This window comes from Streptomyces sp. NPDC001709, assembly GCF_053596375.1.
This window is the reverse complement of sequence record NZ_JBSFGB010000004.1, coordinates 335,818-351,469: the sequence shown is the minus strand read 5'-3', so window position 1 is coordinate 351,469 and position 15,652 is coordinate 335,818. Positions and strand designations below refer to the sequence as shown.

Sequence of the window (15,652 nt, the reverse complement as noted above, 5' to 3'; positions counted from 1 at the left end):
CGCGTGTCCTGCGGACGAGACCGACGAGACCTGCCCCGCGACCGGGCCGACCCACCGGACGCCAGGTGGACGGCCGGCTCGGGGTGGGCCGCGTCGAGCCGACGGGCACGGGAACTCCCGGACGGGTCAACGGTGTTCAGCGCCCCTCGGTGACGGGGAGGGAACCGGAAGGTTGCTCCACGGTGGCCTGCGGGGACCGCGCACAGGCCGACGGCACCGGCTCGCGTTTCTCCAGCGGCACCACCGGCGGCAGGCCCTGCTGGCCCCGCACCAGATGCCGTACGACCCGCTCGGCGGCGCGTCCGTCGTCGTACAGGCAGAACCGCTCCCGGAACGCCGCCCGCAGCTGGGTCGAGCGCGAACCGCGCCAGTGGCCGGTCGCGAAGATGTCGATCAGCTCGTCCTCGTCGCGCGCGACCGCGCCCGGCGGGAAGACACGCAGGTCGAAGTAGGTCCCACGGGATGCCTGGTACGCCGCCCAGTCGCCGGTGTGCACCACGATCGGCCGGTCCAGGTTGGCGTAGTCGAACATGATCGACGCGTAGTCGGTGAGGAGGGCGTCCGAGGCCAGGCACAGGGACTGCACACTCGGGTGATCGCGGACGTCGATGACCCGGGCACCCTCCGGGCGGTGCTCACCGGGGGTGCGGGCCAGGATCACGAAGCGCGGGCCGAGACGGCGCGCCATCCGCTCCAGGTCCAGCAGCGGGCGCTGGGTGCGCAGGTAGTCCCGGTGGGCCGGCGCGTACAGGATCGCGACCGCGTCCCCGGGGATGCCCAGCGACTCGCGCAGCCGGGCCACGTCCGCCGCGGTCGCCCGCTGGAAGACGTCGTTGCGCGGGGCGCCGCACTCCAGCGTGGTGTAGCCGCCCGGGAGGACCCGCTCCCAGATCAGGGTCGAGTGCCGGTTGCCGGACAGGACGAGGTCCCACTGGTCGACGGCCCGCAGCAGCCCGGCGAAGTCGGTGCCGCGGGCCGCCGCCGGGCGCTCCTGGAGGTCCAGGCCCATGTGCCCCAGCGGTGTGCCGTGCTGGGTCTGGACCAGGATCTGCCCGGGCCGCTTGCGCAGGCCCGGGTCCAGGACGTCGTCGGTGACCAGGTACTTGGCGCGGGCCAGCGCCGTCCAGTAGGCGACCGTGCCGGGCCGCAGCCGGCGCGGGCCGGGCGGGACCGGGTGCCGGTGCTCGGGGCGGGCGATCCACGCGGTGCGCACGTGCGGGGCGTGCGCGCGGAACGCCTCCTCCAGCGCGCCCGGGTCGCCGCCGTGGCCCTGGCCCGCACCGGAGGCGAACACCGCGCGGTCGGGGCGCACGGGCAGCCGCAACTGCACCCGGTAGTGCAGCCGCAGCACACCGGCGCGCAGGGCGCGGGCCAGCTTCACGGCCGCCTTCAGCATGCGCCGGCGCATGGCCGAGGCCAGCTGGAAGGCCCGGAACGTGCGGTGCAGGCCGAAGCGGACCAGGACGTTTCGCCGCCGCATCCGGGTGCCGGGGACGCGGTAGCGGCGGTAGTGGGCGCGGGCCAGGCGCAGGAACTCGCCGTGGCTGCCGCGCGGCAGCCGGCCCCGCCTGGTGAACACCGTCGCGTAGTGGTCGATCATGCGGCGGAACAACTCCGGCCGCCAGCGCTCCAGTTCGGGATGCTCCTCGACGTACGCGAACACCCGGTCGTACTGCTCGAACAGATCGAAGTGCCTGCGGCTGGTGGAGGAGAGGATGTTGCCCTGCCGGCGCTGCCGGTAGTGCACGCACACCCGGTCCAGGGTGGCGATCGACTCCGCCGTCATCAGTACCGGGAAGGTCCAGGGGGTGTCCTCGTAGTAGCCCGGCGGGAAGGCGAGGCCGCGCTCCTCGACGAACTCCCGCCGGCAGGCCTTGTTCCAGGCGACCATCAGCACCCTGAGCAGCCCCGGCCGGTCCTCCAGCCGGAACGCCGGGCCCTGCTCGGCCAGCTGGGCGGCGAGCTGGTTGCGCTCCGTCCGGCCGTCCCAGTAGGTGCGCGCGTAGTCGTACACCAGGACGTCCGGCTCGCCGGCCTCCTTGATCCGGTCGGCCATCGCCCTGAGCGCGTCCGGGGCGAGCGTGTCGTCGCTGTCCAGGAAGACCAGATAGTCGCCGCTCGCCGCGGCCATCCCCGCGTTCCGGGCCCGCCCGAGCCCCTGGTTCTCGGCCAGGTGCACGGGCCGCACGCGCGCGTCACGGGCCGCGTACTCGTCGATGATCTCCCCGCAGGCATCGGGAGAGCAGTCGTCCACGGCGATCAGTTCCAGATCGGGATACGACTGCGAGAGCACCGAGTCCAGGCACTCGGAGAGGTACGCCTGGACCTTGTACGCGGGGACAATGACACTGAACCTGGGCACGGGACATCCAAGGGTCGTCGGTCGGCGCGGGGTTTCTGACCGGGAACGGCCGATGGGGTGACTTGGTTACGGTCCCTACGGCATGTGGGGGACACCAGGTGAACGGGAAGGGGCGGGCCCCTGAAGACCCGCCCCTGAAAATGTGTCCCTTTTGTGACTACTTGACCGCGCCCGCCATCACCCCGGACACGAACTGCCGCTGGAACGCGAAGAACACGGCCAGCGGGATCACCATGGAGATGAACGCACCGGGAGCCAGCACGTCGATGTTGTTGCCGAACTGCCGCACCTGCGTCTGCAGCGCGACCGTGATCGGCTGGGTGCCCGACTTGGTGAACACCAGCGCGACCAGCATGTCGTTCCACACCCACAGGAACTGGAAGATGCCGAGGCTCGCGATCGCCGGCCCGCCGAGCGGTAGCACCACCCGTGCGAACAGCCGCAGTTCACCGGCGCCGTCGAGCCGGGCCGCCTCCAGCAGCTCGCGCGGGATCTCCGCGAAGAAGTTCCGCAGCAGGAACACCGCGAACGGCAGACCGAAGCCGGTGTGGAACAGGATCACCCCGAGGATCGTCCCGAACAGACCGATCCTGCCGAACAGTTCGGCGATCGGGATCAGCGCCACCTGCACGGGGACGACCAGCAGACCGACCACGCCGAGGAACCACCAGTCCCGGCCCGGGAACTCCATCCAGGCGAACGCGTAGCCCGCGAGCGATCCGACCGCGACGACCAGCACCGTCGCCGGGACCGTGATCAGCACGGTGTTCCACAGGGAGTGGGTGATGTCGCCGTTCTCCAGCAGGTTCCGGTAACTGGCGAAGGTGAGCTGGGACGGCTTGGCGAACACCTTCCACCAGCCGCTCGCGCTCATGTCCTGCGGGGAGCGCAGCGAGGAGATCAGCAGGCCGACCGTGGGCACCAGCCAGAACAGGCCCACGACGATCAGGAAGACGCGCAGCAGACCGCCGTTGATCTTCTCCAGCAGCCAGGTCATCGCCGCACCTCCCGCCTCAGCCGGCGAATGTTGAACAGCATCACGGGAATGACGAGCAACAGCAGCAGCACCGCGATCGCGCTCGCGACGCCCGGCTGGTTCTCCGCGAAGCCCTTGCGGTACAGCTCCAGGGCGAGCACGTCGGCGTCGTCCTGGGAGGAGCCGGGGGCGATGATGTAGACGAGGTCGAACACCTTCAGCACGTTGATCATCAGCGTGACGGTGACGACCGCGAGGACCGGTGCGAGCAGCGGCACGGTGACCTTGCGGAACACCTGCCACTCGGAGGCGCCGTCCACCCGCGCCGCCTCCAGCAGCTCCCGGGGCACGCCCGCGAGCCCGGCCGCGATCAGCACCATCGCGAAGCCCGCCCACATCCACACGTACGCCCCGATGACCGACGGGGTGACCAGCGCCGGGCCGAGCCACTCGACACCGTTGTACGGCTCCCTGAAGTTGCTCGCCGGAAGCCGCAGCCTGGCCCCGTCGGCGGAGGCGGGCAGCGTGAAGGTGCCGTCGCCGGCCGCCTTCGTGGAGGCGACCACCTTGCCGTCCTTCACCGCCTCGATCCGCATGCCGGCATAGCCCAGCTCGGACGGGTCGGGCTCGCCGAGCCGTCCGACACCCTGGCCGCGCGTGAAGTCCTGCCAGGTGGTGCCGGTGATCTTCCCCGGCTCCGGCCTGGCGGCCACGGCCTTCTTCGCGCCGTCGGGCATCTGGTCCGGGGCGACACCGACGAGGGGGAGGGTGACCGGCTGCCCCGCGTGGACGGTGGCCGACGTGATGAACCCGCCGTGGTCGGGTGTGAGCGGCGACTCGCGGCCCGGGTGGGCCTTCGGGAACGCCGACGACTGCGCGAAGGTGTCGTGGACGCCCACCCACACCGCGTTCGCGACCCCCTTGTGCGGATCCTGGTCGTACACCAGCCGGAAGATGATCCCGGCCGCCAGCATCGAGATCGCCATCGGCATGAAGACGACCAGCTTGAACGCCGTTCCCCAGCGCACCCGTTCGGTCAGCACCGCGAAGATCAGCCCGAGGGCGGTGGAGACCGTGGGCGCGAACACCACCCAGATGACGTTGTTCTTCAGGGCGGTGCGGATGCCGTCGTCCGTGAAGAGCGTCTTGTAGTTGTCGACGCCGGTGAAACCGTCGCCGGAGGAGTCGTAGAAGCTCCGGATCAGCGAGTACCCGATCGGGTAGACCACGAGCGCGCCGAGCAGCACCAGGGCGGGCAGCAGGAACAGCGCTGCCACGGTCTTCCGGGTGCCGGTCACGCTCCTGCGACTGCGGGGTGCGGCGGGACCCGGTGGGGCCCCGGCCGCCGCTGCCGACGTCATCGCCGGATCAGCTCCCGCTTCCGTACGCCGCCGCCGCGTCCTTCTCCAGCTTCGCCTGGGTTCCCGCCACGTCCGCCGGGTTCTTCAGGAAGTCCTGGAGATCCTTCCACTCGCCCTTGCCAGGGGTGCCGCCGAAGGCCTGCGGGGCCTGGTCGGACATGTCGAAGCGGAAGTCGTCGCCGGACGCGATCAGCGCCTTGGCGATCTTCTGCTGCACCGCGTTCGGGTACGACGAGACGGCCACGTTCTTGTTCGGCGAGAGGTAGCCGCCCAGCTCCGCCTGGATGGTCGCCGCGTCCGGGGAGGCCAGGAAGGTGACCAGGGCCTGCGCCGCCTTGGAGTCCTTCAGGATCACCGCCGCGTCGCCGCCGGAGACCACCGGCGCGGTGGAGCCGACGGCCGGGAACGGGAACACCTTCGCGTCCGTGCCCACCTTCGCCTTGGTCTCACCGATGTTGACCTGCACGAAGTCGCCCTCGTAGACCATCGCGGCCTTCGGCTGGTCGCCGCCGGTGAAGGTCTGGGTGACCGAGGCCGGGAACTCCGTCTGCAGCGCGCCGTCCTGACCGCCCGCGAGGTAGTCCTTCCTGCCCCAGATCTGGGCGAGCGTCGTCAGCGCCTGCTTGACCGAGGGATCCGTCCACTTGATCTTGTGCTGGGCGAGCTGGTCGTACTTCTCGGGCCCCGCCTGGGACAGATACACGTTCTCGAACCAGTCCGTCAGCGGCCAGCCGTCCGCGCCGGCCACCGAGAACGGCGTGACACCGGAGTCGTACACCGCCCGCGCGGTGGCCAGCAGGTCCTTCCAGGTCTTCGGCTCCTTGGCGTTCGCGTTCTCGAAGACCTTGGCGTTGTACCAGATCAGAGACTTGTTGGCGGCCTTGTAGTAGACGCCGTACTGCTTGCCGCCGACCTTGCCGATGTCCTGCCAGCCCTGCGAGTAGTTCTTCCGCAGCTCGTTCAGGGCCTCCGGCCCGAGCGGCTTGGCCCAGCCCCGCTGCACGGCCTGCTTGATCGCGCCGGGCTGCGGCAGCATGGCCACGTCCGGCGGCTGGCCGCCCGCGATCTTCGAGCCGAGGAAGTTGATGATCGGGTCCTGGGCGGGCACGAAGGTGACCTTCGCGCCGGTGCGCTTCTCGAACTCGGCCAGGACCTGCTTGAAGTTCTTCTGCTCCTGACCGGTCCAGACCGCGGCGATCTCCAGATGGGCGCCGTTCAGTTTCGGCAGGGTGACGGTGGAGGTCGTGGTTCCGCCGGTCTTCTCGCCGCTGCCCTTCTTGCCGCTGTCACCGCTGGAGCAGGCGGTGAGCGCGAGGGCTCCCGCGAGCAGTGCGGCGAGTGTGGTGACGGCCCTGCTTGTCCGGATGGTGCTGCTCATGATGCGCATCACTTCCCCGTTCGTCGTTCTCCGTTGAACGTCGTCGAGCGTCGTCGAGCGTGTCCCGTGCGCTCCGGTGTACGCCGGGCCGCTCGGGGCGGGCAAGAGCGCCTGCCCTGTCAAGCGGCGCATCGTGACCGGCTCGTGACCGGGAGTGTATGCGGGCCGATCCCGTTCAGAGGAGCGACGGCACCTCTGCCGCCGACACTTCTCTGGCCGCCCGCTCCACCGCGCTCGCGAGCAGCGCGAGGTCGGTGGGGCCGTTGCCCAGCTCCCGCACCGGCCGGCGGGCCGGCGGGTCGCCCATCCGCTGCCAGTCCAGCGGGACCACCGTGGGCCGCTGGGTCGCGGTACGCGGGATACGGCCCGTCACCCGGCCGCCCTGGAAGCCGACGACCCGCCCGTCCGCGTACGCCAGCATCCCGCGCCCCGGCGCCGGTTCGTCCGGCCCCTGCTGGGGAACGTCCAGCGCGACCCGCAGCCCCGCCCTCCGGGCCGGCTCGGTCTCCGCCGTACGACCGCCGGTCCCGGCCGCCGCCACCAGATGCACCCCGAGCCGCTCGCCGTCCCGGGCCACCGCCTCCAGCGCGCGCATCACCGACCCGGCGGCGGGCCGCCCCGGTGAGCCGAGCGGGGGCGAGACCAGCGCGTCCAGGTCGTCGACGACGACCACGAGCCGCGGCAACGGGGGCGCCGCCTCGGCCCGCTGCCGCGCCGCCGCCCCCGGCCGGAGCCGCAGGGTGCAGCTGGGCGGCGCCTCTATGTCCCCGGTCGCGGACGTCCGCTGCTGGACGATCCGGCCGGACACCTCACGCCCCGAGTGCCACTGCGCGAAGTCCGTACGGCCCAGCAGCTCCGCCCGCCGCTTCAGCTCGGCGGCCAGCGACTGGGCGAACTCCCGCATGCGCACGGGGTCGTTGGCGATCAGATGCGTGGTCACATGCGGTATGTCGGTGCACACCCGCAGTCCCTCACCGTGCGCGGAGCCGGCCCCGACCCCGTCCCGCCCGTCGATCAGCACCACGCCCAGCCGGTCGGGCCGCTCGGCGGCGGCCAGCGAGGCCACCACGGCGCGCAGCAACTCCGTACGACCGCTGCCGGCCGGCCCCTCGATCAGCAGATGCGGCCCGTCCGCCACCAGGTCGGCGGCGAGTGGCCCGCGCGGCCCGGCACCGAGCACCGCCCGCGCCCGCCCGCCCCGCGCCTGGGTGTCGTCGGCCGCGTCCGCCCAGCGCGCCATCAGCGACGCCGGGGTCGCCCGGGCCAGCCCCAGCTCGTCCAGCAGCCGGGCCGACTGCGGCAGCGGCGTGGCCACGCGCAGGTCACGCTCGCCGACCGGGCCGTCCAGGCGCAGCGGCGCCAGCGCCCGCGCGAACCGCTCCGCCCAGGCGGCGGAGACGGCGTCCACAGCGGCGAGCGTCCCCGTTCCGACCGGCCCGCTCGGCGCCACCCGCATCAGATGCAGCGCCGTTGCGACATCACCGCCGAGCAGCGCCACGGCACCGCAGTGCCGGAACGTCGGCGTCACCGCGCACGCGGCCTCGTACGTCAGCGCCACGGGGGAGGCGGGCGAGGCGGGCTCGGTCTCGGCGAGACAGATGACATGGATCCCGGCCCGCGGCCCCGCGACGGCCAGCCGCGCGACGGCCTCCCGCAGGGCGGCACCGCCGGGATCCCCGTCCACGACGACCACGGTGTAGGGCCCGGGGAACCCGCTGCCTCCGCCGACTTCGGGGTCTTCCTTGGCCCAGGAGGGGCGACGGGCGGGGGGTGTGCCTCCCCGGACGGGGTTGCCCGGAGTGGTTGAGGCGTGTGTCGGGGCACCGGAGCCGGGTGCGGGGCCGGGGTGGCCGGAAACGAGTCCCTGGGTCGGCGTGCCCGGGTCGGCGGAGGCGCCGCCCCCGCTCGTCGTCGGGCCCTGTACGGGGGTGCCCTGGGCGACGGCACCCGGGTGGAACGCGTGCGTGGCCGCGCCGGACGGCTCGCCGTGTGCGGGGGCGCCCGGCGCGGTGCCGGGCGTGGCGGTGCGGGGCGTCGCGGTGTGGGCGGGGTGGGCCGCGGCTCTGCCGGTCACCGCGTGGTCGTCCACCCGGCGCAGCAGTTCCTCCGCGCGGGCCGCCGCCTGTTCCCGGTCGTAGGCCAGCAGCAGCCGGCAGTCCTGGCCGTGGCCCGGCCGGACGTGCGGGAGCCAGCCGAGCCAGGACCACTCGGCCGTGCGCTCCTCCACGGGACGGGAGTGGTCGGCGCTGATCAGCACGATCTCCAGCAGGTCGGGGGAGTGCAGCGCGGCCAGCTGGGCCAGTACCGCGCGGGCCAGCCCGGACAAACGGGTGCGCGGACCTGCCAGGCCCAGCGCGCCGGCCTCGCGCAGGGCCGCCGTCACGGGCACCGCGGGCAGCAGCCCGGAGCCGTCCGGCGCGGTCCGGTCGGCCGTGCCGAGCCGCACGGTCAGTGCCTCCGCATGGCTGGGCCCGCGCTCCCACAGCCGGGGTCCGGGACCGAGCGCCGTCAGCAGCAGGGCGGCGGGATCCGGCCAGCTCTCGGGCTGCTGCGGCGCGATGACCGCCGGGCCGGCGTCCACGCGGGCGTCGGCGCCGTCGTACGCCTCGGGGCCGACGGGCTGCTCCGCACGCGCGCCGGCCAGCCGCCGCGCCCACGCACCGAGCCCACGCCGCCGAGCGCCCTCGGGTACGGCGGTGCCCCTGACGGGGGTGCCTTTACGGCCGTCGGCGGGCCCGTGTTCGGCCGCGCCGGTGTACGGATCCGCGGCCGTGGGGCTCGGTCCGCCGACACCGAAGCGCCCGCCGTGCGTGTCCCCGCCGCGGTTCTCGATCGCCGGCGCCCCGCCCTGCCCCGGCACCACGCTCGACTCGGCCCGCCGATGCTCCGGCCCTCTGCCCCCGGAGGCCCCCCACCCGGCAGAGCCATAACCATGGTGGGCGGGACCAACGGGCTCTCCGGCACGCCCCGCACCCGACGACGCCCCGGCGCTCCGCGAAGCAGACGCCCCCGCACCGGACGGCGCCCCCGGAACGACCCGGACGCACCCCTCCCCATCCGGCACCGTCCGGACCCGCCCCCCAGGCCCCCCGGCCGGAGCAACCCGAAGCGCCGACTCCCCGACCCGCAGCAAGCCCCCGGCGGGAAAGCGCACCGGCCGCTCCCCGACCCGCCCCCCGTCCAGCACCGTCCCGTTCGTGGAGCCGAGGTCGGCGACCGAGACGCGGCCGTCCGCGCCGACGGTGACCGCGCAGTGCAGCCGGGACACGTCGGGGTCGTCCAGCGGTACGTCCGCTTCGGCCGAGCGGCCCACGGTGATCCGGCCGCCGTGCAGCAGATGGACCCCGCCCGCGTCGGGGCCGGCGACGACATGGAGCTGGGTCGGCGCGTCGTCCAGCTCGGGATGCGGTTCTGCGGCCGCCGGGGTGCCCAGGGACAGCACGGCGCCGTCGACCAGCGGAGGCTCGCCGAGGGTGCGGCGGCGGGGGTCGAGCCGTTCGGTGCCGGCGTACAGCACCGGCGCGGCACCGGTGTCGCGGCCCTCCCCGGTGACCGCACCGGCCAGCGCGGACGCGACCGCGGCCAGGTCCGTGCCCGTGGGCGCCGTGACCAGCACGTCGCGGCTCGCGGCGCGGCCCCGCTGCGGGGACGGGCCCAGCGGGTCTACGACGGTCAGCCGGATCTGCATCCCCACCCCACACGAGCACGTCGGCCAGTACAGAAAGGCATCCTCGCACCTGCCACTGACAGCGAGCCCCGCACCCGGCATCAAGTGATCTTGATTGGTCGGCTCTGCCCCCAAAAGTGCCTGACCAGTGCCACACAAACGATCACTTGAGATCGGTCACGTACGGCCACCGGCAACCAGTGCACCGACCTGAGCGTCTTTCCGTCGAACACATCGAACATGCTCGGGAACGCTTACGTAGTGCCCTCGGGGGCGGCACTACAGTGGGTCGGAACACCGGAATGCAGGCAAGCAAGCATCAGCAAGCAGCAGGGAGCGCGTGACGTGCGGCCAGTCGGCAGCAAGTACCTGCTTGAGGAGCCGCTGGGACGCGGCGCCACAGGCACTGTCTGGCGTGCCCGCCAGCGCGAGACCGCGGGCGCCGAGGCGGCCGTACCCGGGCAGCCCGGCGAGACGGTCGCGATCAAGGTTCTCAAGGAGGAGCTGGCGAGCGATCCGGACATCGTGATGCGCTTCCTGCGCGAGCGCTCCGTCCTGCTCCGCCTCACCCACCCGAACGTCGTCCGGGTCCGCGACCTGGTCGTCGAGGGCGATCTGCTGGCGCTGGTCATGGACCTCGTCGACGGCCCCGATCTGCACCGCTACCTGCGCGAGAACGGCCCCCTGACCCCGGTCGCCGCCGCGCTGCTGACCGCGCAGATCGCCGACGCGCTCGCCGCGAGCCACGCCGACGGCGTCGTCCACCGTGACCTGAAGCCCGCCAACGTGCTGCTCCGGCAGGACGACGGCCAGATGCACCCGATGCTGACCGACTTCGGCATCGCCCGCCTCGCGGACTCCCCGGGCCTGACCCGCACCCAGGAGTTCGTCGGCACGCCCGCGTACGTGGCACCGGAGTCCGCCGAGGGCCGCCCGCAGACCTCCGCCGTGGACATCTACGGCGCCGGCATCCTGCTGTACGAGCTGGTCACCGGCCGCCCGCCGTTCGCCGGCAGCACCGCCCTGGAGGTGCTGCACCAGCACCTGAGCGCCGAGCCGCGCCGCCCCTCCACCGTTCCGGACCCGCTGTGGACGGTCATAGAGCGCTGCCTGCGCAAGAACCCCGACGACCGGCCGAGCGCCGAGAACCTGGCGCGCGGCCTCAGGGTCGTCGCCGAGGGCATCGGCGTGCACGCGAACGCCGCGCAGATCGCCGCCGCCGAGGGCGTGGGCGCGCTGCTCGCCCCCGACCCGGCCCCGACCGCCGTCCCGGGCGTGCCCGGCGCCGCCGACCCCACCCAGGTGCTGCCGAACACCGGCCCGCAGGGGGCGTACGACCCGAACGCCGCGACCAGCGTGCTGCCGCACACCGGTGGCCCCGTCGGCGCCGCCGACCCCACCGCCGTACTGCCGAACACGGGCGCCGCCGACCCGACGGCGGTGCTGCCCCACACCGGCCCGCAGGGGCAGCAGCCCGAGCAGCCGCACCCCTGGCAGACCCAGCTGCGCGCGGCCCGCGACCGCAACGAGCAGACGCAGGTCCAGCAGTTCCTGTCCCCGGAGGACGACCCGCTGCACCACCGGCCCCAGCGGCAGGTGGCCCGGCCCCAGCAGCAGCCGCGGCAGGCCCCGCAGGCCCGCCCCCAGCAGCCGCAGCCGCGGGGCCGGCAGCAGCAGGGGTACCAGCAGGGGTACGGCTACGCGCCGCAGCAGCAGCCCCAGCAGTACGCCCCGCCGCAGGCGCCGCAGCGGCCCACGCGCGAGCCCCGTGAGCCCCGCGCGCCGCGCCAGCGCAGCGCCAACCCGATGAAGATCCCGGGGCTCGGCTGCCTGAAGGGCTGTCTGTTCACGATCGTCATCCTGGTTGTGGCGAGCTGGCTGATCTATGAGCTGACCCCGCTGCACACCTGGGTCGGCCAGGGCCGGGGCTACTGGCACGAGGTGTCCCACTGGGCCGGCCGGGTGAGCAAGTGGGTCAAGGATCTCGGCGGCTCCTCCGGCAGCGGCAACTGAACGAGCGAACTCGCGGTAACCGACCGCGAGTTTGCGGATTTGTCGACATCTGGCGGGTGATTTCCGTCTCCGCGGTGAAGGTTGGCTCCTCGGACGCGTAGTTTTGACGACACCACGCGACACCACGCGTCTGCAACGCGCGTCTGTAGGAGCAGTCTTGGCACGGAAGATCGGCAGCCGGTACACCGCGAACCAGATCCTGGGGCGGGGCAGCGCCGGCACGGTGTGGCTGGGCGAGGGGCCGGAGGGCCCGGTCGCCGTCAAGCTGCTGCGCGAGGACCTCTCCTCCGACCAGGAGCTCGTCGGACGCTTCGTCCAGGAGCGCACCGCGCTGCTCGGCCTGGAACACCCGCACATCGTCACCGTGCGCGACCTGGTCGTCGACGGCAACGACCTGGCCCTGGTCATGGACCTCGTGCGCGGCACCGACCTGCGCACGCGCCTGGAGCGCGAGCGACGGCTCGCCCCCGAGGCGGCCGTGGCGATCGTCGCCGACATCGCCGACGCGCTGGCGGCGGCCCACGCGGCCGGGGTCGTCCACCGGGACGTCAAGCCCGAGAACGTCCTCCTCGACATGCAGGGCCCGCTCGGCCCCGGCGGAGCCCACCCCGCCCTCCTCACCGACTTCGGCGTCGCCAAGCTGATCGACTCGCCGAAGCGGACGCGGGCCACGAAGATCATCGGCACGCCGGACTATCTGGCCCCGGAGATCGTCGAGGGCCTGCCCCCGCGCGCGTCCGTCGACATCTACGCCCTGGCGACGGTCCTGTACGAGCTGCTGGCCGGGTTCACACCGTTCGGCGGCGGACATCCGGGGGCGGTACTGCGCCGCCACGTCACCGAGACCGTCGTACCGCTGCCCGGCATCCCGGAGGAGCTGTGGCAGCTGATCGTGCAGTGCCTGGCCAAGGCGCCCGCGTCCCGGCTGCGCGCCTCGGAGCTGGCGGCACGGCTGCGCGAGCAGCTGCCGACACTGGCCGGGATGCCGCCGCTGGACGTGGACGAGCCGGAGCTCTCCGAGGGCGAGGCGGAGGAGGAACCGGCGCCGGCCGCTCCGCAGGGTGAGCCGGTACGACGGCGGGGCGCGGTATCGCTGGTGCCGGGCGCCAAGCCGGACTCCAACCGGGACACGCACACCTCGATGCGGGTGCCGGGGCCGGACGAGCTGGCGGGAGGCGCCCACGGGACGGCTCGCGCCCCTCGGGCCACCGGTGCGCCGCGGCCGGGGTCGGCCCGGCATAAGGCCGCGGTGCGGAGGCGGAGGGTGACGCTGGGGGTGGCCGGGGTGGTGGTGGCGGCTGTGGTGGGCGTCGGTGCGTGGCTTGCTTCTTCGGGTGGGGATGACCGGCCGGCCCAGGACACCCACAGCACGTCGGCCCCCTGACCCCCCAGGGGCTCCGCCCCCTGGACCCGGCACTGAAGTGCCGGGCACTGTTCGGCCGAGGTCGCTTGCAACAGCCGTTACGCTGGAACCGTGGCAGTCGTCGATGTATCCGAAGAGCTGAAGTCCCTCTCCTCGACCATGGAGTCGATCGAGGCCGTCCTGGACCTCGACACGATGAGGGCAGACATCGCCGTGCTCGAGGAGCAGGCGGCCGCGCCGTCCCTCTGGGACAACCCGGACGAGGCGCAGAAGATCACCAGCAAGCTCTCCCACCTCCAGGCCGAGGTCAGGAAGGCGGAAGCGCTGCGCGGCCGGATCGACGATCTCGCCGTGCTGTTCGAGATGGCCGAGGAGGAGGACGATCCGGACACCCGCGCCGAGGCCGAGTCCGAGCTGGCCTCGGTGAGGAAGGCGCTGGACGAGATGGAGGTCCGTACCCTCCTGTCCGGCGAGTACGACTCCCGTGAGGCGCTGGTCAACATCCGCGCCGAGGCCGGTGGCGTCGACGCCGCCGACTTCGCCGAGAGGCTCCAGCGCATGTATCTGCGCTGGGCCGAGCAGCGCGGCTACAAGACCGAGCTGATCGAGACGTCGTACGCCGAAGAGGCCGGCATCAAGTCGACCACCTTCTCCGTCCAGGCGCCGTACGCCTACGGCACCCTCTCCGTCGAGCAGGGCACGCACCGCCTCGTGCGCATCTCGCCCTTCGACAACCAGGGCCGCCGCCAGACCTCCTTCGCGGGCGTGGAGGTGCTCCCCGTGGTCGAGCAGTCCGACCACGTGGAGATCGACGAGTCCGACCTGCGTATCGACGTCTACCGGTCCTCCGGCCCCGGCGGTCAGGGCGTCAACACCACCGACTCCGCGGTGCGCATCACGCACATCCCGACCGGCATCGTGGTCTCCTGCCAGAACGAGCGCTCCCAGATCCAGAACAAGGCCACGGCGATGAACGTCCTCCAGGCCAAGCTGCTGGAGCGCCGCCGGCAGGAGGAGCAGGCCAAGATGGACGCCCTCAAGGGCGACGGCGGCAACTCCTGGGGCAACCAGATGCGGTCGTACGTGCTGCACCCGTACCAGATGGTCAAGGACCTGAGGACGGAGTTCGAGGTCGGCAACCCCGAGGCCGTGTTCAACGGCGAGATCGACGGCTTCCTGGAGGCCGGGATTCGCTGGCGCAAGCAGCAGGAGAAGTAACTTTGTCGACATGACAACTGCCGCCCAGGAGGCGGCAGTTGTCGTTTGTCTGGGTTTTACATCACACTCACAGGCTTCAACTCACCGCAAAAACCCTCCGAAGGGACATTGCGCCCGCAACGGCCTTGACGTTGCTTTGAAAAATCGGAAGGGTGAAGTGCGGCATGCGTACTTCAGGGGCGCATGTGAACCGGGGGAATGAGTTGACGCGTCCTTCGTCACCGGCTGCCTCCCGTCGATCACGGCAACGCCCCACGCGCCGCCTCATTGACGAACAGCTACTGGGGGTAGCAACCACATGACGAAGAAGACGCGGATCCGGGTCGCGCGGATAGCCGCCGGCGCCGTGATCGCGGCCGGTGCGTCACTGACCGCAGCCGGCGCGGCCTCCGCCCTGGACCTCGACGTCCAGGCGGGCCCGATCAGCCTGGGCGCGCACACGAACGCCGCGGCCGACGACGGCGGCACCGACGGCGGCTGCCCGATCGCCGTCTGCACCACCAACGGTGGCACCACGGACGGTGGTACGACCGACGGCGGTACGACCGACGGTGGCACCACGGACGGTGGCACCACGGACGGTGGCACGACCGACGGTGGCACCACCACGGACGGTGGCGCGACGGACGGCGGTACGACCGACGGCGGCACGACCGATGGTGGCACCACCGACGGCGGAACCACCGTTGGCGGCACCGTCACCATCGGCGGCACGACGGACGGCGGCACCACCGATGGTGGCACCACCAACGGCGGCACCACGGACGGCGGCACCACCAACGGCGGCACCACCAACGGCGGCACCACGGACGGCGGCACCACCAACGGCGGTTCCACCACCGGTGGCACCACGGACGGTGGCTCCACCACCACGGGCGGTAGCACCAACGGCGGTTCCACCACGGGCGGCACCACCACGGGCGGCTCCACCACCGGTGGCGGAAGCAGCACCGGTGGTTCCGGCAGCACGGGTGGCAGCACCACCGGCGGCTCTGCCACGGGCGGCAACAACGACAAGCCCAACGGCGGCAACGGCCCCGCCACCCAGGACGAGGGCTCCTCGACGCTCACCGACACAGGCTCCGACAGCAAGGCCCAGGGCGGCGACAAGCAGCTCGCCGAGACCGGTGCCGGTCAGACCGCGTTCCTGCTCATCGGCGCCGCGACGATGATCGCCGGCGGCATCGGCTTCCGCGTTCTGCCGCGACTGGTCAACGGCCGGGGCGGCGCGGCCGCCTGAGCGTAGCCGTACGGTCACGCAGCGCGCCCACAGCGCAAACCGAAGGGCCCGGAGCTTGCCGCTCCGGGCCCCGA

The 15,652-nt window shown here is 72.7% G+C and carries 9 protein-coding genes; 4 read left to right on the top strand and 5 right to left on the bottom strand.

All coding sequences use genetic code 11. The features are described 5' to 3' along the window. Positions 1-136: 136 nt before the first annotated feature. The 5 genes from ACWC0C_RS08785 to ACWC0C_RS08765 form a co-directional block, all read right to left on the bottom strand. Positions 137-2,362 (bottom strand): bifunctional glycosyltransferase/CDP-glycerol:glycerophosphate glycerophosphotransferase, encoded by a 2,226-nt coding sequence (locus tag ACWC0C_RS08785; RefSeq protein ID WP_450862675.1) that lies wholly within the window; start codon positions 2,360-2,362, stop codon positions 137-139. A gap of 157 nt (positions 2,363-2,519) precedes the next feature. After that, positions 2,520-3,359 (bottom strand): carbohydrate ABC transporter permease, encoded by an 840-nt coding sequence (locus tag ACWC0C_RS08780; RefSeq protein ID WP_450862673.1) that lies wholly within the window; start codon positions 3,357-3,359, stop codon positions 2,520-2,522. Continuing rightward, on the bottom strand, positions 3,356-4,699 hold the full coding sequence (locus ACWC0C_RS08775; protein WP_450862672.1) for a carbohydrate ABC transporter permease: 1,344 nt from the start codon (positions 4,697-4,699) through the stop codon (positions 3,356-3,358). The genes ACWC0C_RS08780 and ACWC0C_RS08775 overlap by 4 nt, the downstream gene beginning before the upstream one ends. A gap of 7 nt (positions 4,700-4,706) precedes the next feature. Beyond that, the gene (locus ACWC0C_RS08770) at positions 4,707-6,086 is read right to left on the bottom strand and encodes an ABC transporter substrate-binding protein (protein ID WP_449199351.1); all 1,380 of its coding nucleotides are present in this window, start codon (positions 6,084-6,086) and stop codon (positions 4,707-4,709) included. Between the two features lie 166 nt (positions 6,087-6,252). After that, positions 6,253-9,765, bottom strand: a complete 3,513-nt coding sequence (locus ACWC0C_RS08765) for an FtsK/SpoIIIE domain-containing protein (protein WP_450862670.1) — start codon at positions 9,763-9,765, stop codon at positions 6,253-6,255. Positions 9,766-10,089: 324 nt separating this feature from the next. On the opposite strand from ACWC0C_RS08765, the gene ACWC0C_RS08760 reads away from it, so the two are divergent. The 4 genes from ACWC0C_RS08760 (at position 10,090) to ACWC0C_RS08745 (ending at position 15,578) form a co-directional block, all read left to right on the top strand. Then, positions 10,090-11,757, top strand: a complete 1,668-nt coding sequence (locus ACWC0C_RS08760; RefSeq protein ID WP_450862668.1) for a serine/threonine-protein kinase — start codon at positions 10,090-10,092, stop codon at positions 11,755-11,757. A 157-nt stretch (positions 11,758-11,914) separates the two neighbouring features. Beyond that, complete coding sequence (locus ACWC0C_RS08755; RefSeq protein ID WP_450862666.1) at positions 11,915-13,141, top strand: serine/threonine-protein kinase; 1,227 nt, start codon at positions 11,915-11,917, stop codon at positions 13,139-13,141. A gap of 90 nt (positions 13,142-13,231) precedes the next feature. Further along, the gene (prfB, locus tag ACWC0C_RS08750) at positions 13,232-14,338 is read left to right on the top strand and encodes a peptide chain release factor 2 (RefSeq protein WP_449199355.1); all 1,107 of its coding nucleotides are present in this window, start codon (positions 13,232-13,234) and stop codon (positions 14,336-14,338) included. Between the two features lie 298 nt (positions 14,339-14,636). Next, positions 14,637-15,578, top strand: coding sequence for a hypothetical protein (locus tag ACWC0C_RS08745; protein ID WP_450862731.1), 942 nt, complete (start codon positions 14,637-14,639; stop codon positions 15,576-15,578). The last annotated feature ends 74 nt before the right edge of the window (positions 15,579-15,652 follow it).